We start from the raw sequence: 25,355 nt of genomic DNA, 5'->3' as shown, positions 1-25,355 counted from the left end.
TGTTTTAATTATGAAAATTAAACAATTAATATTGTTATTTGTAACAGCTGCTTTAGCACAATCATGCGATTATTTTTCTAATCCTAATGACAAAATGGTTAATATTCTGGAAGCTAGGAATAGAATGTATAATGTAAAAAATAACGCATTTGCATCAAAAGCCGAAGTTGCTTATTATGATTCCATAATTAAAAATTCATATGACGGATTTTTCAAAATAACAAATGAATTAAAAAATGGAAATGCATTATTGAACCTGGGAAAAGAAGCTGAATCTGTGAAAGTTCTTGAAAATGCAATCAGAAAACAAAAAGAACTCAGCAGAAAAGATAATCCTGGATCACTAAAAATTTTGGCTATTGCCTACATGAGACTCGGCGAAAAACAAAATTGCGTCAATCATCACAATCCAGAATCGTGTATTATGCCTATACAAAAAAATGGAGTTCATATTATACGACAAGGCTCTCAAAAAGCAATTGAAATTTATACGAAATTATTGAATATAAATCCCAATGATTATGAATCAAGATGGCTGCTCAATATTGCTTATATGACAATAGGCGGTTATCCTTTAGAGGTTCCTAAGCAATGGTTAATTTCAAACCTTAATAGAGATAATTCTGATTATAGTATAAAACCATTCATAGATGTTGCCTCAAACGTAGGCATAACAAACAGAAATATGTCTGGAGGAGTTATTATTGATGATTTTAATAATGATAATTATTTAGATATTATAACGTCTGATTGGAGTTTAGACGGAATAATGCACTATTATCAAAACGATAAAAAGGGGAAATTTATAGATTATTCAAAAAAATCAGAAATAGGCCGTTTCAAAGGTGGGTTAAGCATGATTCAAGCTGACTATGATAATGACGGCGATACTGATATTTTTGTTATGAGAGGGGCCTGGATGCACCAATTCGGAAGACAGCCCAACTCGCTGTTACGCAACAATGGTGATGGTACATTTACCGATGTAACCATCAAAAGCGGATTGTATTCTGAATTTCCTACTCAAGCTGGTAACTGGAATGATTTTAATAATGATGGATATTTAGACTTATTTATAGGCAACGAGTCATCAGCTAATGAGTCCTACCCTTCTGAATTATATTTAAATAATCAGGACGGAACATTTACTAATGTTGCTAAAGAAGCAAAATGTGATATTCTCAGTTTCATTAAAGGAGTAACATCTGCTGATTATGATAATGATGGTGATATTGATTTGTTTCTTTCCGGAATGAATAAAAGAAAAATATTACTAAAAAACACTGGACTTAAAAATGGCATTCCACAATTTATAGATGTTACAGATCAGGCGGGTTTAGCGGGAATCAATGTCATGACATTTCCAACATGGTTCTGGGATTATGATAATGATGGCTGGCAGGATATTTTTGTTTGTGGTTATGAATTTGATGGTGCTGTAGCTCGTCAAATTGCAATGGATGCATTGAACATACCAAATGAAAGTAGTAAAATGTATTTGTACCATAATAATCATGATGGAACTTTTACAAATGAATCTGAGGTATCGGGCCTAAGTAAAACAGTCTTTGCAATGGGTGCTAATTTTGGTGATATTGATAATGATGGATTTCTGGACATGTATCTTGGCACAGGGAACCCAGATTATAAATCCCTAATACCCAATAAATTATTTAGAAATATGGGCAATGGGAAATTTACTGATGTTACTTTTTCTGCTCGGGTAGGAAATTTGCAGAAAGGCCATGGCGTGGCCTTGAATGATCTTGATAATGATGGCAATACTGATATTTTTATAGAAGTCGGAGGTGCCTATATAGGAGATTCTTTCTATAATTCTTTATATCTCAACCCGGGTCAAAACAACAACCATTGGATAAAATTGAAATTAGAAGGGACAGACAGTAATCGTTCTGCGATTGGAACAAAGGTAAAAGTTAGTTTCAGGGAAAATGGTGTTTCCAGATCTGTCTATAGAATATTAAATTCAGGCGGAAGTTTTGGTGCATCAGCTTTAAGAATGGAAATTGGAATTGGACAAGCTAAAATGATTGATCAAATTGAAATAACCTGGCCGAAAAGCCGTAAAAAGAAAATATTTAGAAACATAAAGCCAAATCAATACCTTAAAATTATAGAGGGAGAAAAAGACTTTTCAAAATTGAATATTAAAAAGATGTTTTTTTCTACAGCTGGCACTAAATCTTCTATATGTATTTAACTAAATAGTATAGTTAAAGTAAGATGACAACACAGTTCATCACGTAGTTATTTAATTTAAAAATGAGAAATAGAAAAATAAAAGCAGTTCTTTTTAGTATGTTAACCATATTATTATGTGTAAACTGTTCTAATAACGAATCAGATGAGAAGATATTTTCTATCTTGGATCGATCTGACACAGGAATTGATTTCAGCAATAATTTAACTGAAAATGACTCACTGAATTACTTCACCTATCATTATATCTATTTAGGAGGAGGAGTTGCTACTGGGGACATTAATAATGATGGTCTGGTAGATGTCTTTTTTACAGGAAATCAGGTCTCCAATAAATTGTATTTAAACAAAGGAAGTTTAAAATTTGAAGATATTACAGTAAAAGCGGGTGTAGAAGGAGATAATCGCTGGTACAATGGAGTAACTATGGCAGATGTAAATGGAGATGGTTTTTTAGACATTTATTGTAGTGTAAGCGGAAAATTTGGGCCTAAAAACAATCAATTATACATTAACAATGGTAATGGTACTTTTACAGAAAAGGCTAAAGAATACGGTATAGATGACATAGGAAATAGTGTTCAGGGTACCTTTTTTGATTATGATAAAGATGGTGATTTAGATTTATTTGTCGCCAATTATCCGCCAACAAAATTCAATTCGGCAACTAGTGATTATTTACAAATGATGCTGCATGTCAAAGACAATGAAACTGGGCATTTATACCGAAATGATGGTGGTCATTTTACCAATGTTACTAAAAAAGCGGGTGTAATGGCTTACGGATTATCATTAAGTGCGACAATTGGAGATTTAAACAACGACAGCTGGCCTGATATCTATGTTTCAAATGATTTTAACTCACCCGATTTCATGTACATCAATAATCAGGATGGTACTTTTAAGGAAGTTGTAAAACAGGCTACAGCACACAATTCTTTCTACGGAATGGGTGTAGATATTTCTGATTTTAACAATGATGGTAACTTAGATGTTTTTCAGGTAGACATGGATGCCAAAGACAATCGTCGTAAAAAAGCGAATATGTCCAGTATGAATCCACAACTTTTTTGGGATGTAGTTGGTGCCGGTTTTAATTACCAGTATATGCACAATTGCATGCAGCTAAACACTGGAGTTAATCAAAACGGCATACCACATTTTGGCAATGTATCGCGCATTACAGGAACCTCATCTACTGACTGGAGCTGGGGACCTTTATTTGCTGATTTTGATAATGACGGAAACAAAGATTTATTTGTAAGCAATGGAACCCGAAGAGAAATTAATAATAATGATTTCTTTAATAGTTTAGAAGCATTGAATTTAAAACCAAAAGACTTGCTTAAAAAGTCCCAGGAAATTCCTTCTGAAAAAATTGATAATTTCATGTTTCAAAATAAAGGAAATTTAAATTTTGAACAAGCAAATAAAAAATGGGGAATTGAATATAAAGGCTTTTCAAATGGTGTTGCCTATGCTGATTTAGACAACGATGGCGACTTGGATTTGGTTGTCAATAATATCGATGATTATGCCTCTGTTTTTGAAAATGCAAGTTCTAAAATCAATAATTATATCAAAGTAAATTTCAAAGGAAGTTCAAAAAACACTTTTGGTTTAGGGAATCGTGTTTATATCAAAACCAAAAATGGAATCCAGATGCAGGAACTTACCTTAACAAGAGGATTTCAGTCATCGGTAGCTCCCGAATTGCATTTTGGCATTGCAAAAGACAAAACCATCGACGAGGTAAAAGTTGTCTGGAATAATGGTAAAATCCAAAAGTTATATAACGTTAAAGCAAACCAGACTTTACAATTGAACGAACAAGATGCTAAAGAAGAAATAACAGTCGAAACAACTACTAAAACTGTCTTGTTTACAAGTGAAAATGGAATTTTTCCAATTTTTAAACACGAAGAAAACAAATACGATGACTTTAAAGATCAGGTATTACTGCCTCATAAAATGTCAAGTTTTGGTCCTGCCATAGCTGTTGGGGATTTAAATAAAGATGGTCTTGAAGATTATTTCATTGGAGGATCTTCTGGCTATACAGGAAAAATATTTTTACAGACTAAAAATGGTTTCACAGAAAAAAACACTTTGGCTTTTGAGGAAGATAAATTTAGTGAAGATACAGGAGCATTGATTTTTGATGCCGATAATGACGGTGATAATGATTTATATTTAGTGAGTGGAGGTTATGAATTTTTGATTAACGATCCAAAATTGCAAGACAGATTATACCTCAACAACGGAAAAGGTGATTTTACTAAAGCACCAAAAGGAGTGTTACCAACGATGATAACGAGTGGTTCAAAAGTATATCCTATCGATTATGATAAAGATGGCAAACAAGATCTTTTGGTATTAGGAAGGCAAGTTCCTGGTCAATATCCATCTCCAGCAACAACTTATTTATTGCATAATATTGGTACAGTTGGGCAACCTAAATTTGAAATTTCTAAAAAAGTACCAAAAGAATTTGTCAATTTAGGAATGGCAACCAGTGCTGTAATTACTGATTTTAATAATGATAAATTAGATGATATAATTATTGTGGGCGAATGGATGCCAATTCGTGTTTTTCAAAATACGAAATCGGGTTTCAAAGAAGTTACAAAAAACATGGGACTTAATAATGACACTACAGGTTGGTGGTGGAGCATTCAGCAAGGTGATTTTGATAATGACGGTGATATGGATTACATAGTAGGAAATAACGGCCTGAATTACAAGTACAAAGCAACTCCCGATGAAACCTTTGATATTTTTGTGAAAGATTTTGACAATGATAAACATAAGGATATTGTGCTGAGTTACTACAATGACGGAAAGCAGTATCCGGTGCGTGGACGTGGCTGTTCGTCTCAACAGATACCAAATATCAAGAAAAAATTCAAAGATTACGAAAGCTTTTCAGAAGCTACTTTGGTTGATGTTTATACTGAGAAGTCATTGAAGGAAGCCTTGCATTATAAAGTGAAATCATTTGCCAGTATTTATTTAGAAAATAAAAATGGTAAATTTATAATTCACCAACTTCCGGTTGAAGCACAGCTCAGCTGTATTAATCAAATTTTGGTAGATGATTATGATCATGACGGCAAACTTGATGCTTTAATTACTGGTAACATGTACAATTCGGAAGTTGAAACACCCAGAAACGATGCGGGTCATGGGCTGTTTTTAAAGGGAAATGGAAAAGGAAATTTTCATTCGGTATCAGCAATTCAAAGCGGATTCTTTACTACTGGTGATGTTAAAAACATGGAAAAAATAAACGTAAAAGGTAAAACCTATCTTTTAGTCACTAAAAATAATTCGTTTTTACAAAGCGTTAAAATCAATTAAACTTCTAAGATTTGAAAATTAGTGATCGGTCTTCCTAATAAACTCTATTTAAATACTGCTGCTTAAAACCAGAACACTTTAGTTCTGGTTTAGGCTATGCTATAAAATCAAAAAAATGAAACAAAAATGTATATCCTGTTTGTTGGTCATATCAGCAAATGGAAATCGGTTTATAATACTATTTTGTCTCTTAATTTCATTTTCTTTTTTTGGGCAAACAAATACCATAGAAGGAAAAATTACAGACAATAAAAATGAAGCAATTGTAGCTTCTACGATCCAGATTACAGGAACTAATGAAACTGTAATTACAGATGAAAATGGGTGTTTTTCAATTACTACCGCAGCTCAATTTCCAATTACGATAACAGTAACTATGATGGGTTATCTAACTCAAAATTTAACTTTAAAATCCAATAAAAGTATAAAAATAGTATTGCAGGACAACTCGAATGAATTAGATGAAATCTTAATTTCCAGTGGCTACTTGTTTCAAAAAAAATCTGAGTTTTCAGGTTCTGTTTCCACTGTTTCAGCCAGGCAACTACAGAATCGTCCTTCAACCAGTTTTGATCAGCTATTAGGCGGACAGGCAACAGGAATCGATGTGATTCAATCTACAAGTGTATTAAACAATACGCCTGTTATTCGGATTCGGGGTTTAAATACGATTACGTCAGGGCTTTTCCCTTTAATCGTGGTAGATGGTGTGGCTGTTTTTACCGGCTCATTGGGCGGTTTTGTAGGAAACAATCCCCTTTCAGGAATCAATCCTAATGATATTGCTTCTGTTGATGTATTAAAAGATGCGTCTGCTTCCGCAATTTATGGATCCAGAGCTGCAAATGGCGTTATGGTCATTACCACAAAAAGAGGGAAGAAAGGTAAAACTAAATTCAACTACAACACCTGGTTCAGCCGAAGTACCCCTTATAATTTGCCTAAATTATTAAATGCCGAAGACTATACTATGATAAAAAATGAAGCACTTGTCAATGCTGGTAAAGCACCCGGTTTTTTTCTGTCTCAAAATGATGACGGAAGTACGGTAGATACAAATTGGTACGATGTAGCCTACGAACCGGGCTTTTCGAGTAATCACAATATTAATATTTCGGGAGGTAATGAAACGACTCAATATTATTTTTCTGCAGACTATACCAATCAAAACAGCTTTATAAAAAACAATACCTTTCAAAATTACATGACAAGGTTAAACCTCAATCATGACGTGAACAATTTTATGAGGATTGGTGTTAATGTTTCATACAGCAGAGCAAAAAATGTAGGTCCAAATACGGGTGCTGTTGCAGGTAACACCTTGTCTTCATCGACCTATAACACCGAATATATTACAAATGAACCTTTAGGAAGGATGACGTATGTTTTGCCTCCCAATGTACCTGTTTACAATCCGGATGGTTCTTACAGTATTCAAAATGGAATAAGTGTGGGTTATGGAGCCAATATTCCTTCCATTATTGGTAGCATTAACGCCTACAATTTAGCGATGGTTCAGGAACTTGATTTGACGACTTCAATTAGTAAATCACTTTTAGGAAATGTCTACGGCGAGTTTAATATCACTAAAAAGTTGACTTTTAGAACCAGTTTTGGATTGAATAGTATTGGACTTGAAAACAAATTGTTTTTAAACCCAATTCACGGAGGAGGCGCATCTTACAACGGTGTGGCAACTAATATTGCGACCGATTTATCCAGAACTGATTGGGCTAATACTATTACGTATAAAGATTCTTTTAATGAAAACCACAATTTTACGATTCTGGCTGGTTATGAGAGAATTAAAACTTCTCTGAACAGTTGGGGAGCTTCTCAAAGTAATATTACCGACACTTACTATAAAAATTACCAGGGAAGTTATGCTAATATTTCACCAATCGGGAATGACCTTTCAGAAAACGCCCTGTTGTCTTATTTCACCAACTTAAACTACAATTTTAAAAATAAATATTTCCTGACTTTAAATTATAGAGTGGATGGTTTATCGGCTTTATCTGAGGGAAACAAATACGGTAATTTTGGAGGAGGCTCTGTAAGCTGGAACATCATGGAAGAATCATTTTTTAAAGATTCAAAATTAAGCGGCTTTCTGAATAACTTAAAATTGAGAGCCAGTTATGGTATTGTCGGTAATAGCGAAATAGGAAACTATCCCTCCATTGGAACCTACAATTCGTCTACTTATGGTGGTGCTCCAACTTTGGGATATTCTCAAACTGCCAATCCGGATCTAAAGTGGGAAACCAGTTCAAAACTCGATTTGGGACTTAATTTTGCCATGCTAAACAATCGTGTTTCTGTAGAATTTGATTATTACAATAACAAAATCAGGGATTTGATTTTAAAAACACCACAAGCGCTTTCAGCAGGAATTCCGAATAATTACATTAACGAAAATGTGGGTGGAATGTACAATACAGGTTATGAAATTGGCATTAACGCAATTGCTGTTACTGCAAGAAACTTCAATTGGAATGTGAGTTTGAATCTTTCTACTCTTAAAAACAAAGTAACATCATTAGCGAGTGATGTATTTGTGCCAAGTGTATTTGGTGTACAAAATATGACCAGAATAGGCTATTCTATCGGGTCTGTTTTTGCAGTGCCTAACAAAGGGGTAAATCCGGAAAACGGTCAAATGATTTTTATAAACAGCGAAGGTAAAGAAGTGCAATACAATCATATTGGTTCTCCAAAATGGACCTATCTCGATGGCAGTGCCGCTCCGGCAATAGACAATTATAAAGATGGTGTTATACAAGGACCTTCATTGCCAAAATTGTTTGGAGGATTCAATAATACTTTTAATTACAAGAATTTCGTTTTGGCCGTAAATCTAACTTTTGCTCAGGGAAATAAACTGTATAATGGAACACGTGCAACCAATTCTGATCAGCGATATTTTAACAATGGAGAATTTATAAAAAACAGATGGACAACTCCTGGACAAATTACCGACATTCAAAAGTTGTATTATGGCGATAACGTTTCAGCAGGTTTTTCATTTTCAAGTACTTCAAAAGTAGAAGATGGTTCTTTTGTAAAGCTGAAAAATCTTTCTTTAGGATACAATGTCCCTGTGGAAGCTTCTTTTCTAAAAAACGCATTCAGCTCTGTTTATGTGTATTTACAAGGAAATAACCTGTACACTTTTACTAAATACAGGGGTTCTGACCCCGAAGTTTCCATCAACGGGAACTCTATTAATTCAGGAAAAGATCAAAATGTTCCTCCCAACGCTCAAGTGTATACTTTGGGCTTAAATATTGGTTTTTAATTACAAACGAAGAAAAAAATGAAAAAATATATTTTAATCAGCTGTTTTATTCTGATGTTTACAGCAGCTTGTAATGATGATTTATTAGACACTGAGCCTGAAACCAGCATTCCTGAATCGCTTGCATTTAGTACTCCTGATAAAATTTTGGCACAGACCAATAATTTATACAAACAACTGCAAAATCAAAGTTTTTACGGTGGCCGATTCATTGTTTTTAATGAACAGCGGGCAGATCAGTTTGGCCAGAATGACGGAAATGCAGCAACAGGTTCCGCAGTATGGAATCAAAATGTGGCGTCAACAAATGATTTTGTAAACAATGTTTGGGCAGTTGGATATGCTGCCATTAATGCTTCAAATATTCTAATCAGCAAAATGAATGAAACAACGGTAATTTCAAAAGAGCTGGCTAAAAACTACATTGCCGAAGCTAAATTTATTCGTGCTTTTTGTTATTTCAGTTTGATTCAAACATACGCCAAACCTTATAATCAGGACAAAAATGCTTTGGGTCTGCCTTTGCGTTTAACTTCTATTACAACTTCTGGAAATAATGATCTGGCACGAAGCTCTGTAGAAATGGTGTATACACAAATTCTAAAAGATTTAGACGAAGCTGAAATAGATTTGCCGATAAGTTACACTACTCCGCTACTCAATACTTTCAGAGCAAAAAGGTGTACAGCAATTGCATTAAAAACAAGGGTTTTATTGGCGCAGAACAACTTTGACAGGGTAATTACAGAATCTAAAAAAATTGTTTCTTCTACCCTGCCTTTTCAGTATACAGAAGGAAATTTAACCCAAAAATTAGAAGGAAATTATACTGCTATTTTTGGGGGAAGTTATACCGGAACTGAAGCAGTTTTTTCTATTCCTTTTGCAAATTCTACTACTGAAACACCATCGGCACAATATTCTTTAGCGTATAATTATTTAGCACAGCCTATTATCTTTTTAGCTGCCGAAGGTATTGTCAGCGATCCTGCATTTAATTCAGGTAGTGATGCGCGTTCCAGCCTTATCGGCAAAAGTGCAGCCAATCAAAAAGTATTAAAAAAATTCAATATTACAACGGCACCTTTTAGAGATTATGTACCTGTAATCCGTTATGCCGAAATACTATTAAACTATGCCGAGGCAGCTGCTTATACTGACAATTTAACAACTGCAACAGCATTATTGGAGGCTGTGCGAAATCGTTCAGACCCTAATTATATTTTCCCCGTAAATGATATTGATACAAAAGAGATGCTCATATCGACAATACAAAAAGAAAGAGATATTGAACTTTTAGGAGAAGGTTTCCGGTTGATGGATTTACAAAGAAAGGTACAAAATCTGCCTGCAAAAAAAGGATCAATAGGTTTAGCTCCTTTGGTTTTACCAACCAGCAGTAATTATATCTGGCCTATACCAAGCGGGGAAATATCAGTAAATAAACTAATAGAACCAAATTCTTAAAAACACATACATAGTCATTTGAAAATAAGCTAAATTTTATACCAAATAATAAATATGATCCATTTTATTAAGTTTAAAAAATTAGCTTTTTTCATTGAATTCTGCTTCATTTATTATATAAAATGCTCGATTTGTATCACTCCACTATACCTTATTGCTCTAATTTTGAGAACTTTTTAATTGGGTTTATTTCCCATTTATCATAAAAATCAAATTATTTAATTTAACCAAAAGGTTTTCTAAAACATATAAAATGAGATTACGATTTATGGCTATTGTTTTGTTTTCAGTATTTTTTCAAAGTTCTTTTTCACAAACAGCTGCAGCTACTGAAAAAAGAATTCAGAAGTTAATTCAAAAAATGACTTTAAAAGAAAAAGTGGGTATGCTGCATGGAAATTCTAAATTTTACACTTCAGAAGTAAAACATCTCGGAATTCCAGAATGGGCTTTGTCTGATGGTCCACACGGAGTAAGGGCAGAAATGAACCGCCATAACTGGAAATATACGGGACAAACAAATGATTCCTCTACATGTTTCCCTCCTGGAACCGCTATGGCAGCAAGTTGGAATCTGGAACTGGCTAAACAGCGCGGTATCGTTTTAGGTGAAGAAGCTCGTTTTCGTAAAAAAGATGTTTTACTTGGGCCAGGAATCAACATCATTCGTTCTCCGCTTTGTGGAAGAAACTTTGAATATTTGAGTGAAGATCCTTTTCTTATTTCTCAACTTTCAATAAGTTATATCGAAGCTTTGCAAACCAAAGATGTGGCTGCATGTGTAAAGCATTTTGTAGCCAATAATCAGGAAGAAAATCGTTTTGTTGTAGATGTAAATATGAGTGAACGTGCTTTACGTGAAATTTATTTGCCGGGTTTCAAATCTTCAATTGTTGATGCAGGAGCACTAGGAGTTATGGGTGCTTATAATAAATTCAGAGGTGAATATTGTACTGAAAATAATTATTTAGGGCGAACACTTTTGCGAAATGAATTTAATTTCAAAGGAGTTTATATGTCAGATTGGGATGCTGTGCATAGTACTGAAAAAGCAGCTTTAGCCGGTTTAGATTTAGAAATGGGAACTGAAAAAGAAAACTATAACGATTGGTATTTTGCAGATCCTTTGATTAAGGCAGTTAAAGAAGGAAAGATAAAAGAAAGCGTAGTTAACGAAAAAGTGGCAAATATTCTGAGAGTCATGATTAAAACTAAAGTCTTGGATCCTGAAACACGCGAAAAAGGTTCTTTAAATACGAAGGAACACCAACAGGCGGCCTATCGTTCTGCAGTAGAAGCTATTGTTTTGTTGAAAAATGAAAAACAAATGTTGCCTTTAAATATGAGTGCTTTGAAATCAATAGCAATTATTGGTGATAATGCTACCCGTACACATTGCGGCGGCGGATTTAGTTCAGAAATCAAAGCTTTGTATGAGATAACACCACTTGAGGCGATGACCACAAAATACGGAAAGACAATGCAAATAAATTTTGCACAAGGGTATGAAAAACAATCTCATGTTGTTGAAAGAAGCAGCGACGGACAATTAAATACAGATAAGGTAGATTGGAAATTAATCGAAGAAGCAGTGGCTCAAGCCAAAAAATCTGATGTAGCAATTGTTTTTGCCGGTTTAAACCATGATTTCGATTCGGAATCATTTGACAGGCTGCACATGCGTTTGCCTTACGGACAAGAAACGTTAATTCAGGAAGTAGCCAAAGCAAACCCTAAAACGATTGTCGTGATTATTGCTGGTTCTCCACTTGAATTAGCAGGTATTGAATCTCGTGTGCCGGCCTTAGTTTGGGGATGGTATGGCGGAATGGAAGCCGGAAATGCGATAGTTGATGTATTGAGCGGTACAGAATTTCCGTCAGGAAAACTGCCTTTTACTATTCCGGTTACTTTAAGTCAATCCCCAGCGCATGCTTTAGGTGCATATCCCGGGCATAATTTAAAAGTAAATTATGATGAAGATATTTTGGTAGGTTATCGCTGGTTTGATATAAAAGGTATTGCCCCTCAATATCCTTTTGGTTACGGTATGTCCTATACTTCGTTCGAAATTACAAATGTTACTTCTGATAAAAAAGTCTACGGTGTTGATGATGAAATAACAGTAAAATTCAATATCAAAAATACAGGAAAAACAAATGGTGCAGAAGTAGTTCAATTGTATGCAGGTCAAACAGCACCATCGGTTTTAAGGCCTAAAAAGGAATTAAAAGCTTTTAACAAAATATTCCTAAAACCAGGAGAACAAAAAACAATTGGTTTAAAAGTAAAAGTAAAAGACCTGGCTTTCTACGACGAGAAAACTTCTAACTGGAAAATTGAACCGGATGAATTTGTGCTTTATACCGCTACATCATCCAAAAACATCGTGAGTAGTTTGACTGTTACTGTACAATAAGAATCTCTTGATATTCTTGAAAATGAAAAAAGTTGCTTAAACGCAACTTTTTTCATTTTATAACCCATTTAAATATTCTGACAGATTTTTAATAAATCCTCTATTTATAAATTTACAATTAATTTAAAAGAAGTATTCCTCCATTATGAGGAATTATTACTTCAACTTCCTGGTTCGTTTTAATTTTTATTGTTTTTACTTTTCCATTTAATTTTTCATCGTCCTGATAGCATTTTAACGATAATCCTGAAACCATCATTGGCAATTTTATTTTAAGCTTTAAAATTTCTTTTTGCGCATTCACACCTGCTATATACCATTTTGTTCCTTTACGTCGGGCAAGTACCACATATTTCCCTGGATATCCGTCTAAAAATCGAATTTCATCCCATGTTGTCGGTACTTCTTTCATAAAATTAATAGCCCAGTCCGGAGCATCTGTCAAATTGTTTGGTGCTAACGCAAAATGCTGTACCCCGCTTTGAAATAATACGGCTGTAGCCAAAGCAAAAACATCCGAAGTCATTCGTTTTGAACCTTTATCGGGAGTGTTGTCTGCATTGTAAAAATCATTGAGGGCACTTCCTCCAAAATCCATGCTTCCTACTGTGTTTCGAATAAATGTATGTATCGAGGCGCTTATTGCTTCATTGTCACAGCTTGCTTGTCCAAAATGCAAATTTTCGCTGGCTAAAACAGCTTCACTAGAGGCATAATTTGGATACATACGCTCCCATCCTCTTGGTAATGTACAACCATGAAAAATAACCATTATCCCAAAATCATTTGCATCTGTCAGGATATCTTCATACAATTTCATGGTCACTTGTTTGTCTCCACCAAAAAAATCTACCTTAATTCCTTTTACACCAATACTTTTCATCCATGCCATTTCCTGACGGCGAATTGTCGAATTGTTCATCAACCCTCTCGGTCCTTGAGGCGCATCATTCCAATATCCATTAGAATTATACCATAAATACAAACCAACTCTTTTTTCTGCACCATATCTAGCCAGTTCTGAGATTTTATCCTTTCCTATCTGAGTATCCCAAAGTGCATCAACTAAAATGGTTTCATATCCCATAGCGGCACTAAAATCAATGTATTGTTTCTGTACCGGAAAAGTAGTATTGCTATCCATTTTCATTATCCAGCTCCAGGAACCTTTCGTATACTGATATTCTTTGGAAGCCTGGTATTTTGGTTTAACCAAATCAAAAGGAATTGTAGTTTCTACAATAGGTGCCAGAGTTTCTCCAATTGTGATTGTTCGCCAGGGAGTTTCTCCAATAAGCGGTATTCCCGGAGCAGTTGTTCCGTTTCCATTATTTTCTCCTGCCATTGGAAATCCGACAGTATATAATCCTTTATCATGTCCAATAAGTCTGCTCCCACAATAACCACTATCTACACCTGTCTCGGATATTAAAACCCATCCATCATTATTTACTTTAAAAAGACACGGAAATGTATACCCTTCACCTATGCCATTTTTTCCCATTGGAGCATCCAACGTATAGGATGTCTCATAACTCGGGGCTGTTCTGGCGTAGCCTGTCATTGGTTTGCTTTGCGGACAAAGAAAATTAGTTGTTCCTTGAGGCAGAATAAAACCTGAAGCTTCTTCCTGTACTACACAGGCACGTGCTTCTTTTTGCGGATATACTTTATATCTAAAAGCTACATTATTATTACTTATTCTAAAAATTACATCAATAGCATTTTTTCCTTCTTTCGTAAAAGAAAATACAGCTTCGTTTGCCACATAATGAACTTTACTTTGCTTTATATTAGGTAAATAGTAGGTATCATCAATTTTATTTTGATTCACTTTTGCTTCAAAAACTAAACCTGAGGTAAAATCACCGACATTGGTTTTCAATCCCAGAGGTGAATTTTCTAAAAAGGTTTTTTCATTATATGAAATACTGTACAATGGTATTCCAGTCGAGACCGAAACGGAAACCTTAAGTTTTCCATCAGGGCTTTTTACAACAGATTGTGCATTTAATGTAATGAAACTAAACAGACATAAAGATAAAACATACTTAAAACGCATAATTGACTTAGATTAATTGGTTTATTTTTATTTGCAAAAAAATGAAATAATTATTGTACAAATACTTTTATTGTTCTTAAATCTTTGGCATCTGAACTACTACCGTAATACAACTCATATTCGCCCGAAGTCACATTCATTCCATTAATTTTAGAATCATAAAATTCGAACGAAGAAGCAGGTAAATCTATTGTTACATTTTGCTTTTCTCCGGCTTTTAATTCTACTCTTTTAAATGATCTCAATGTTTTCAAAGGGCCAGCTTTATCATTTAATTTTCTAACATATACCTGAACAATCTCTGTTCCATTGCGTTTACTGCTGTTTTGTATTGGAAAACTTAATTGCGTATTTTCATTTGATTTTATAGTGGTCTTGTTTAATTTGCCAATCCCAATATTAAATTTAGAGTAACTTAATCCAAAACCAAATGGAAACAGCACATTCGTTGTATATCTATAAGTACGTCCTTTCATTGAATAATCTTCAAAATCACCTAATATTTCAGAATTTTTATAAAATGAAACAGGCAATTTCCCGGCAGGATTATAATCTCCAAAAAGAACATCGGCTACAGCCTGACCTCCGGATTCTCCTGGATACCATGCCTGTAAAATAGCGTCACAGCTTATTGTCTCAGGAGTTAAAGCAATAGCTGAACCCGAACAGTTTACAAAAATTACTTTTTTGCCCACAGCTTTAAGTTCTTGCAAACATTTTCTCTGCACAGCCGGCAGCTCAATGTTTGTTCGGTCTCCGCCTTTAAAACCCGGATATGAAACCGGCATTTCTTCGCCTTCCAATAAAGTTGAAAGTCCTCCTACAAAAACTACGGTATCTATTCCTTTTAATTTTTTAATTAATCCACTAAAATCGATTGCATATTCTTTTCCAAAATCGAATTCAAGATTAGCCTGCCAATTGTTGGATTGGGCGAAAATAATTTCGATTTTATATTTTTTACCTGCTTCGACGACAAAAGGAAAATTACTAGGAATAGTACGCCAATTGGTATATTTAGCAACAGATTTTCCATCAACTATTAATTCAAAAGCTCCTGTAGCACCTGTTTTAAATACAAGCGTATCATTTGCTTTGGCAGTAAATTCTGTTTCATATTTTCCTGAAAATCCTTCTAGTTTAACTCCAGAAGCAAACTCATGCTGACCAGCAGTTGTCATTTTTATAGGATTCACAATTTGCTGAGATATAACACTAGTACCCTCTCTATTTGGATTATTCCAATAGGTAACTTTCATTCCTTTCTTTCCTTCAAATGAAATTTGGTCAAAATAACTTTGGTTTACTTTATCCTCGACTAAATCACAGGCTTTATCATAAAAGATTTTGTCGGCTGAAATTTTGGATTCAATTCCAGCTTTAATGGTAATCGTTTTATTTGGAGTTCCATTATAATTTCCCCACAGCATTGGTTCATTGCTGGCATTTGGACCAATTAAAGCAATTTTACCCGAAGTTTTGTTTAATGGAAGTATATTGTTTTTATTTTGCAAAAGCGTCATTGACTTTTGAGCCATTTCAAGTGCTAATTGCTGGTGTTCTTTACTGTTAAGAACTGATGGAGGAATTTGCGTCCAAGGAACAATTGCATCATCATCCATTTCGCCCAAATCAAAACGCCCCACTAAAACACGAAGCAGACTTTTATCAATATCATCTTCCTTTATTAAATCTTTGGCAACTGCTGCAGGCAATTCTTTAAAAGGATACTTTTCCCAAACACATTCTACATCCGTTCCTGCCAGGACCGCTTTTGAAGCAGCGTGAACCGCATCCGACGAAACTTTATGAGTGGTGTAGAAATCCGTAACCGCCCCACAATCTGAAACTACCAAATATTTATAACCCCACTCATCACGAAGAATACGCTGTAAAAGTTTAGTATTACTACAACAAGGTTCATCATCTATACGCTGATAGGCACACATTACTTGTCTAACATCGGCATCTTGAACTAACGCTTTAAAAGCAGGCAAATAGGTTTCATATAACTCACGAGGATCTACATTATTCAAATTCAATTCATGCCTGCTCCATTCTGGTCCTGAATGAACGGCATAATGTTTTGCACAAGCTAAAAGCTTACGGTATTTAGCATCTGCAGGACCTTGCAATCCTTTTACAACTGAAATTCCCATCCTGGTAGTCAGATAAGGGTCTTCGCCATACGTTTCCTGACCACGACCCCAACGGGGATCTCTAAAAATATTTACATTAGGTGTCCAAACCGAAAGGCTCAAAAAACGTTTGTTTTCATTTCCATCTTTAATCCATTGGTTATATTTTGCTCTGGCTTCATCGGATACAGCATCAAAAACACGATACAGTAATTCGTCATCAAATGAAGCTGCCATTCCAATAGGCTCAGGAAAAACAGTTACATTATCATTGTTTGCATAGCCATGTAATGCTTCGCTCCACCAATTGAATTTTTTAATTCCAAGTCTTGGGATAGCATCCGACTGATCACACATCAATACAGCCTTTTCTTCAAGAGTTAATCTCAAAATTAAATCTTTAGCTCGCTCAGTAGCACTAAGAGAAGGGTTTTTATAAGGTAACTGCTGTGCATTTGCACTAAAAAAACATACTAAACTTATTATATAAACATAACTACTTTTCATAATTTGTGTATTTGTGTTGCGTGTATGATACCAATTTTAGTAATAATTTATAAGCCAATTAATTTTGAAATTCCTGTAATATTTTTAATTTTTTAGAATTCTTAACTGATAAAACTTTGGACTATTACGAGTTGTTTTTGCTGTTATTTTTATGTTTATTTCTTCTATATTATCTACATTCAGACTCATTACTTTATTCTCTAAAGACACTATATTGGCAGGTTTTTCATTGATAAGGATTGTGATGGTATCTATTTTAAAATTATCAATGGTGCTTATCTCCAAAAGTTTACCCGACTTTTTTTTATTTACTAATTGATATGAAATATAAGACCGTGTACTTCTCCATGCCTTTGTATCTTCATAACCTGATTCACTTTTTTCGCCTTTATAACGGTGATCAACTTCTGACTGCTGTTCACCGCAATTAATTTTATCAATTGTTTTAGATTCCAAAGCCATTGCTTCTATTTCCTGCTGCTTCAATAATGCATGTTTTTCCTGATACTGTTCTTTGGTATAATTCTGGAAATACATTTGATATCGGGAGTCATGGATTTCAAAAAAAGGTTCTAATTCTAATGAATCTAAACGGAAATGCAGTTTATCCAATTCCTTCAATTTTGCAACATAGTCTTCCTTTTCTCCTATTAAAGCATATGCCTGATCAAGAGGATAATATTTACCAGCCGCGACATGTCCCATTCGGCTGTCATCAGCAAATAATCCATCTAAATTTTTGTCTGATGTTTTGGCAGCCAGTACAATCGGCCCGTTCACAAAAGCACTCCAATTCGAACCGTCTGGCAAACTTTCTAAATGTGTCGAAGTTTTAAATTTAACCGTTATTTGATCTCCCGATTTCCATTTCCTTTTGAGAATTACATAACTGGATGGTTTAATTTCTGTTTTTTGAATTTTTCCGTTTACAAAAATTTCAAAATTTTCAGCCCACTTCGGGTAGCGGATATTCACGGAAAATGTTTTGCTTTTTTTTAGTTTTAAAACAAGATCTGTATTATTTTCAAATGGAAATTTTGTGCTTTGTTCAAGGTAAATATCTTTTTCTTTCCAGTTTAATTTTGATGAAATAAAAAGATTTACAAAAACATCTTTAGCTGTGTGACTGTAAATTAATTCCCCATATTTGGAATGATTTTCAAGCCCTGAACCTACACAGCACCACATACTTGTTTCTGGTTGTGAATATACCCGATAATGATTCGGTCTGATGGGAGTAAAATATACAAAACCACCTTTTTCCGGATGCTGGCTTGACAGAATATGGTTGTATAGCGTACGTTCGTAAAAGTCAAGATATGACACATCGCTTTTATCCAGAAATAAAGCTTTTCCTAAACGCTCCATATTATAGGAGTTACATGTTTCAGGTCCCTGATTTGATTTTACCATGCCACTAAAATCTTCAACAGGATTAAAATGTTCAGCAAAACTGTTTCCTCCAAAAGCTACACTGCGTTTTTGGGTTACATTTTTCCAAAAAAACTGTACAGCATCTGACCATTTTTTATTTCCTGAAAACATTGCAATTTTTTCAAAACCAATAACTTTTGGTATTTGTGTATTCGCATGCAGTCCTGTTAATTTATCTTCTTTTTTTATTAGTGGATTTAGAATGGCTAAATGAGAAATTTTCTCGGCAGTTTCCAGATATTTTTTGTCTTTAGTAAGGATATACAAATCTGCAAAAGATTCATTTATTCCCCCATGTTCTGTTTTTAATATATTCTGAATCTGCTCATCAGAAAGCGGGCGAATTAATTCAATAAACCAATCGCCTAGTTTTATTAAAATATCTTTTGCTTTTTTATTTCCTGTATAATGATAAGCATCATACAAACCCGCAAAAAGTTTGTGAATATTATAAATAGGAACCCAGGTGTTGTTTAAGCCAAAATTACTTCCGTCTATATCTCCGTTATGAATTCGATCCCAAAAAACTTTTCCCTGCGGGATTCCTCCCACATAACCATTGCCATTCTTTTCCTGACAAATAGCCAATTCTGAAATCATGTACTCTAAACGATTTTTAAGCTCTGTATTTCCAGTAGATGCGTACATCATGGACAAGGCAGAAAGATAATGTCCGGCAATATGCCCGTCAAGCCCTATGCTTTCCCAATTCCCATATCGTTCTGCCTTTACAGGTATTCCGGAAGCAATGAGGTAAGGAGCCAAAAGCCTGTCAGGATTGAGTTCTAAAATATACTTAAGATCAACATCCTGAGCATTTTTAAAAGGCCCATCGTTCAATCTAACCTCTTTTAAATCGAAAGACTGCATTTGAGCAACTGCTAAGAATGCCGTAAAAAACCCCAGTAAGCTATATAAAATTTTGCTTTTATTAAAAAATATTATCATAATAGCAGGTGGTTAAGAAATTGTTGATATCTGTCTTAGAATCTTTATTTATTATGGGTATCTACCCTAATTTGAATTGCATTAAACATTTAAATTAAAACCACGTTGTCCTCCATGGCATCTGATTATTCAGAATATTCTAAAATTTAAAAATCATCTTTATAAATCATGTCACTTTCCGGCGGTCCAAGATAAGATGGTTTCAATCCTCCTGTATTTATAACAATCTTCTGCAGCACAATACCAGGGTCTAAAACGTGAAAACGTAAAACATGTTTTCCTACTTTTGAAATACTATGTTTAGTAGCACTATGAATCAGGTGTTCTGCCTGCCATTTTCCTAATTCGCCACGATAATGTCCGTTAAAATTGATAAGTCGTGGTTTTTCTCCATCGAAAGAGACTTCATAACGAAGCCCTTTATTACTATTAAAGTTAAGCGTAGGAGCCAAAAGCAGTTCTACGTTAAACTCTCCGGTTGAAACAAAATCAATTTCATATTCAACAAAAATATTTTCTGTTTGAGATGGATACTTATTTTGCGGAAATGTAGTGATACCGCTTTTTGTTTTTCCAAAGTCAGGAATTACCTCCCAATGAATATTTTCTGAATTATTTACTTTAGAAAAATGTTCTGCTTCGATAGCAACATAGCCCTCTTTTTCTAAGAATACATTCGAAACTACCTGATCTTTTTCTGAAACATAACTTACTTCAGGTAAAATGTTTTTGGGTGAGTCGTGCCATGCTTTATATCCAATTCTCATCTGATCCATGATGTGAGTCCATTTACCTCCTGAAATTTGATTATTATACTTGTTTTGAAGTACAGAATCCCTTGCGAAATTGTTTTTTACCTGATCGGCAAAAGTGTTAGCCAGAATATTTTTTTCTGAATCCAGTTTCCTGTTATTCGCTTGGGCAAAATACATTTCATACAAATTGCTGCAGGCATCTATAGGATACAAAACCAATTGAAAATAAGCGTCCTGATATTCCTCTGGAATTTCATTGTAAATTCGATATGCGTCTAATGCCAGATTTTTATAATCATTAACTACTGTTTCAAATTCATTGTAATTTTCCAGACTGTACGTATTGCTGTCCAGCATTTCGGGCGTAACTCTTCGGTTGAATTTCGGATATGTATTTAAGAGTCTTGCGATTTCTTTGGCGTATTTTGTTCCAAACTGACCTGCGGCCCATTTTTCTGTAAATTCAAATAGATTGTGAGAATTGAACTTTTTAGGATTCCACGCCATATCTAAAAAGAAACTGATCGGAAATTCCATTGGTTTAAGATCTCCTACATTTACAATCCACACCTTATCAACACCATGCGAATAGCTCAGATTCATCTGTTCCCAAACCCTTTGTATCGGACTAATATTGATCCATTTTGAATTTCTTGGGCCTCCCACATAATCAAAATGATAATACATTCCGTAACCTCCTTTGTGTAAAGGTTTTGTCAGGTCTGGGAGTTTACGCACATTTCCCCAATTGTCATCACAGAACAATAAAATGACATCATCCGGAACACGCATTCCCTGATCATAATAATCCTGTACTTCTTTATACAATGCCCAAACTTGTGGTGTTTTTTCAGCTTTTTTTTGCGTTACTTCTGCAATAATTTTACGCTGTTCTTTTACGATATTCTCCAGCAGACTTATATTGGTTCCTTCACTCATAGCTTCATCACCATCTCCACGCATTCCTACGGTTACCAATTTTTCCCAATTCTTGCTACGTTCTATTCCGCTTTTCCAGAATTCATCTAAAACTGTTTTATTTTTAGCATAATCCCAAATATTGGGAAGATTATTTTTTTTAATATACCTGTGCCAGTCTGTCTGTGCTAAAGCCATTGGTTCATGGTGGGATGTACCCAAGATAATTCCCATTTCATTAGCTAAAGGTCCACTCGCCGAATCATCATCATAAAAAGCATTTCCCCACATGGCAGGCCATATATAATTGGCTTTTAGCCGAAGGAGTAATTCAAAAACCTTCTCATAAAACTTACTATTAAAGCCTCCAAATGTTGCTTTTGCCCAACCGCTTAATGCGGGAGCTTCATCATTGATAAAAATTCCTCTGTATTTCACTGCGGGTTCTCCATCGGTGTATGTTCCTTTGATAAAATAAAGAGTCTCTTTTTTCTCAACAGGCACATCAGCCCAGTAATACCAAGGAGAAACGCCAATTTGTTTCGATAACTCGTAAATTCCGTAAATTGTTCCGCGTTTGTCGCTTCCGGCAATTATAATAGCTTCTTCTACACCTTTAAATGGATTTTTAATATTTTGAATACTAAATTTTTCGTTTTTGCCTTTCAACAGTTTTCCGTCGATTTTATTTACCTTAATTAAATCATCAATAATTGAATTGGTTCCGATTGTTCCTATGATAATCAACGGCGAAGAAAAATTTGATTCCTGATTAAAAATAACAGGTTTTCCTCCGGTAACTTTTTCAAAATCAGTTTGTAAATTAGTAATAGCACGTAAAACACCAGCATCTGTTCCATTGCTTACAAAAAAAGACAGCTGTGAAGATTTCTCTTTTAGTACAACAACGTTGTTTCCTTTTTCAGTTGTAATAAAGGGCTGCGCTTTTAAAATAGCACAACTAAAAACGATAATAGGTGTGAGGATATATTTTGAAAATGTATTCATGAATTTTATTATTTTGCAATTCAATTACTATTTTAAAGATCTTTATTTCTGCTGAAACAATAACGGCGCAAACCTAAATAAATCGTGTCTCCAAACTGGCCAAGTATGTCCTCCAGAATATTCACTGTATTTATATTTAATTCCGAGCTGGTCGAACTTTTTCATCATTATTTTGCAGTTTTCATAAGCGATATCTTCTTTACCTCCCATTGAAATCCAAAATTCTTTTATATTCGAATTAATTGTTGCGGCATTTTTTTTCATGAACTCATATTGAGGCTCTGATAAAGTTGAATTATTGGCCCACCAACCTGAACTAAATATACCAATGTAAGAAAACAAATTAGAATTTTTAACACCCGCATAAAGCGTTTGTAATCCTCCCATAGATAACCCTGCTAAAGCTCTGTTTTCAGCATCTGTTTTTACTTTAAAATTGCTTTCTACAAATGGAATTGCTCCTGCTTTTAATTCATTTTCAAAAGCTTTTAGTGCATTTTCATTAAAACCTGCAATTCCGCCTGTATTTCCCATATTGCCGTCAAGCATTGCGATTACCATTGGCTTTGCCTTAGTATCAGCTATTAAATTATCTAAAATCAAACTTGCTTTTCCCTGATTTGCCCAGCCTGTTTGATCTTCACCTCCTCCATGCAAGAGATATAAAACCGGATATTTTTGTGTGGCATTATCATAACCCGGTGGTGTATACACATACATTTCACGCCACGAATTCGTTCCTTTCGAAAAGTATTTTTTAATTCTGATATCACCATGCGGAACATCCTTTAACGTATAAAAATCGCCGTCTTTATTTGGAATTTCAATACCACTTGCCATACGTCCCATACCGTAAAATGTTTGACTTCCCGGATCTGCGACAGCCACACCATCTATAAGCAGGGAATAATAATTAAAACCCTTGTTGATTACATCAGTAGTTACAGTCCAGAGCCCTTCTGAATCTCTTGTCATATCGTATTTTTTGCCCAAATCTATTTGTACTTTTGAAGCTTCGGGAGCTGCGATTCTAAAAACTACCCGATTGTCTGGCAATATTTGCGGATATTTAGCATTACGGCTATTCGTTTCTGCCTGAGATCCCAAAATGGTATATCTTGTAAAATCTGACTGATTAACAGTCTTAAACAAAAACTGCGAAAACATATATAAGCCATTTTTCCACACTTTAAAATCATGGACTCCCGGTTCAATATAGTAGATATGAGGTACATCATTTTTATATAAATAATCGTGAGTTCTTTCACTATTCCCGATAAGCCAGTCATTGTCACCACAAGAAATCCAAAGGAGTTTTAATTTCTTTTTGGCTTCTTCTGGATTGGGGAGCAATTCTTTTGGCATTTTAGTATTAGGAGCTGCTGAGAAAGCACCTATCCAGGCAAATTTATCTAAATTACCCAATCCGAAATTTAAAGATTGTCCACCGCCCATAGACAAACCAGCAATTGCACGGTGCTCTCTGTCTTTAAAAGTTGGATATTTTTTTTCGATAAAAGGAATCAGGTCATTTAACAAGTCTTTTTCAAAAGCAGCAAATGCCTGCACTTTATCTGGTGCCATGATGTTACCAGAAGCGCTGTCATCTTTCATGGCTCTTCCATTGGGCATCACTACAATCATAGGCTCTAATTTTCCTTCCGCATAAAGATTATCTAATATAAGCTGCGGACTTCCTCCGTTGAGCCATTCTTTTTCATCTCCCCCTATACCGTGCAAAAGATACAAAACCGAATATTTTTTCTTTTTATTGAATCCTGGAGGTGTATATACTGTCGCTTTCCTAATAGAACCAACAGTTTTAGATTCATAGCTGATAGTCTCTATTTTTCCCGATGGTACATTTGCATTTAACTGATCAAAGCCGATAGGAGCCTGTAGTAGTAAAGGCATTTTTCCGTCTGAAAATTTATATCCTAATAAAGAGAGCATTTTTTCGGCATAACGTCTTCCTAAGTCTCTGTAACCAGCAGCATTAAAATGTAAAAAATCAGGTTCAGCCGTGCATCCTTTAGATGAAATCACATAAGAATTAGGTATTATTTTTGGTAGTGTCGCAATTATTCTATTCATGCTCCCACATTTCCCATTCTGGTCTTCGTTTACAGTTTCTCCCGAAAGTAACGGTACTTTTTTTGAATCCAGATTGAGGTCTTTGATTAAATTATCGTAGACTATTTTTACTTTTTTTGGCCACAGGGTATCTCCTGTATTCGATTCTCCCTGATGCAAGAGTATACCTTTAATTACTCCTTTCTTTTGTGCTATTTTTGCCAACTCCACAAGCCTTTGATAAGGATTACCTTCGTATTCTTTTAAAATACCTTTCATCCAGTCTGGCGCTGCTGCAACATATTCTGCTGTTTTATCTTTGTCAAAAAGTTCAATCTTACAGCCTCCAACGGCTACATTAATTACACCTACTTTTATATTTTCAGGAAGATTGGCTACCAGATTTCTTCCAAAATAATCAACTGGTGTTAGTCCGGTATTACAGCGGCACAATGGCGGTATAGCGGTATACCAATTTCCCCTTTCACGTTTCAGTTCAGGACAATTGACTGCCTGTAAAACCTGAAATCGATCATCAACACCCTCTTTATCCTGCGGTTCTATTTTGGCATACCCTTCCATATTCGACTGGCCAAAGCTCAGATAAACATGAAAATTAGCATCTTGAGAATATCCTTTTTGTGTTATTGAAAAAAGAACTGCAAATGCGAAAAACCTAATTATTGATTTCATTATAGCTGTTTTTAGTATCAAAAAATTATTTTAAATCTGAATTTAAATACGC

10 protein-coding genes are annotated in these 25,355 nt (G+C 34.7%); 5 read left to right on the top strand and 5 right to left on the bottom strand.

The genetic code is table 11. The features are described 5' to 3' along the window. Positions 1 to 10: 10 nt before the first annotated feature. The 5 genes from ACEN2I_RS08585 to ACEN2I_RS08565 all read left to right on the top strand — a co-directional run bounded on the left by ACEN2I_RS08585 (position 11) and on the right by ACEN2I_RS08565 (position 12,767). Positions 11 to 2,221, top strand: coding sequence for an FG-GAP-like repeat-containing protein (locus tag ACEN2I_RS08585; protein WP_441765688.1), 2,211 nt, complete (start codon positions 11 to 13; stop codon positions 2,219 to 2,221). Positions 2,222 to 2,283: 62 nt separating this feature from the next. Continuing rightward, a complete protein-coding gene (locus ACEN2I_RS08580; RefSeq protein WP_441765687.1) occupies positions 2,284 to 5,580 on the top strand; it encodes a VCBS repeat-containing protein in 3,297 nt (1,098 codons plus the stop codon). 115 nt (positions 5,581 to 5,695) lie between these two features. Then, positions 5,696 to 8,881: a SusC/RagA family TonB-linked outer membrane protein gene (locus tag ACEN2I_RS08575; protein ID WP_441765686.1), complete on the top strand. Its 3,186-nt coding sequence runs from the start codon at positions 5,696 to 5,698 to the stop codon at positions 8,879 to 8,881. Between the two features lie 18 nt (positions 8,882 to 8,899). Next, positions 8,900 to 10,348, top strand: a complete 1,449-nt coding sequence (locus ACEN2I_RS08570; protein WP_441765685.1) for a RagB/SusD family nutrient uptake outer membrane protein — start codon at positions 8,900 to 8,902, stop codon at positions 10,346 to 10,348. A gap of 253 nt (positions 10,349 to 10,601) precedes the next feature. Continuing rightward, positions 10,602 to 12,767 carry a beta-glucosidase gene (locus ACEN2I_RS08565; RefSeq protein ID WP_441765684.1) on the top strand — a complete coding sequence of 722 codons (2,166 nt, stop codon included), beginning with the start codon at positions 10,602 to 10,604 and terminating at the stop codon, positions 12,765 to 12,767. A gap of 118 nt (positions 12,768 to 12,885) precedes the next feature. Here the strand turns inward: ACEN2I_RS08565 and ACEN2I_RS08560 are convergent, their stop codons facing one another. The 5 genes from ACEN2I_RS08560 to ACEN2I_RS08540 all read right to left on the bottom strand — a co-directional run bounded on the left by ACEN2I_RS08560 (position 12,886) and on the right by ACEN2I_RS08540 (position 25,303). Next, positions 12,886 to 14,829, bottom strand: coding sequence for a glycoside hydrolase family 97 catalytic domain-containing protein (locus ACEN2I_RS08560; protein ID WP_441765683.1), 1,944 nt, complete (start codon positions 14,827 to 14,829; stop codon positions 12,886 to 12,888). 50 nt (positions 14,830 to 14,879) lie between these two features. Continuing rightward, entirely contained in the window at positions 14,880 to 17,474 is a 2,595-nt protein-coding gene (gene xyl3A, locus ACEN2I_RS08555) for a xylan 1,4-beta-xylosidase (protein ID WP_441765682.1), read from the bottom strand. An 84-nt stretch (positions 17,475 to 17,558) separates the two neighbouring features. Further along, positions 17,559 to 19,856, bottom strand: a complete 2,298-nt coding sequence (locus ACEN2I_RS08550) for a beta-L-arabinofuranosidase domain-containing protein (RefSeq protein WP_441765681.1) — start codon at positions 19,854 to 19,856, stop codon at positions 17,559 to 17,561. A gap of 146 nt (positions 19,857 to 20,002) precedes the next feature. Beyond that, positions 20,003 to 22,537 (bottom strand): glycosyl hydrolase 115 family protein, encoded by a 2,535-nt coding sequence (locus tag ACEN2I_RS08545; protein WP_441765680.1) that lies wholly within the window; start codon positions 22,535 to 22,537, stop codon positions 20,003 to 20,005. Between the two features lie 42 nt (positions 22,538 to 22,579). After that, positions 22,580 to 25,303, bottom strand: a complete 2,724-nt coding sequence (locus tag ACEN2I_RS08540) for an alpha/beta hydrolase-fold protein (protein WP_441765679.1) — start codon at positions 25,301 to 25,303, stop codon at positions 22,580 to 22,582. Positions 25,304 to 25,355 lie beyond the last annotated feature (52 nt).

This window comes from Flavobacterium sp. W22_SRS_FK3, assembly GCF_052113665.1.
Taxonomy (GTDB): domain Bacteria; phylum Bacteroidota; class Bacteroidia; order Flavobacteriales; family Flavobacteriaceae; genus Flavobacterium.
This window is presented reverse-complemented; position numbering and strand designations above follow the sequence as displayed.

Coding starts and splice junctions, on each gene's coding strand:
- ACEN2I_RS08585 (WP_441765688.1), top strand. CDS start 11: ATGAAAATTAAACAATTAATATTGTTATTTGTAACAGCTGCTTTAGCA.
- ACEN2I_RS08580 (WP_441765687.1), top strand. CDS start 2,284: ATGAGAAATAGAAAAATAAAAGCAGTTCTTTTTAGTATGTTAACCATA.
- ACEN2I_RS08575 (WP_441765686.1), top strand. CDS start 5,696: ATGAAACAAAAATGTATATCCTGTTTGTTGGTCATATCAGCAAATGGA.
- ACEN2I_RS08570 (WP_441765685.1), top strand. CDS start 8,900: ATGAAAAAATATATTTTAATCAGCTGTTTTATTCTGATGTTTACAGCA.
- ACEN2I_RS08565 (WP_441765684.1), top strand. CDS start 10,602: ATGAGATTACGATTTATGGCTATTGTTTTGTTTTCAGTATTTTTTCAA.
- ACEN2I_RS08560 (WP_441765683.1), bottom strand. CDS start 14,829: ATGCGTTTTAAGTATGTTTTATCTTTATGTCTGTTTAGTTTCATTACA.
- xyl3A (WP_441765682.1), bottom strand. CDS start 17,474: ATGAAAAGTAGTTATGTTTATATAATAAGTTTAGTATGTTTTTTTAGT.
- ACEN2I_RS08550 (WP_441765681.1), bottom strand. CDS start 19,856: ATGATAATATTTTTTAATAAAAGCAAAATTTTATATAGCTTACTGGGG.
- ACEN2I_RS08545 (WP_441765680.1), bottom strand. CDS start 22,537: ATGAATACATTTTCAAAATATATCCTCACACCTATTATCGTTTTTAGT.
- ACEN2I_RS08540 (WP_441765679.1), bottom strand. CDS start 25,303: ATGAAATCAATAATTAGGTTTTTCGCATTTGCAGTTCTTTTTTCAATA.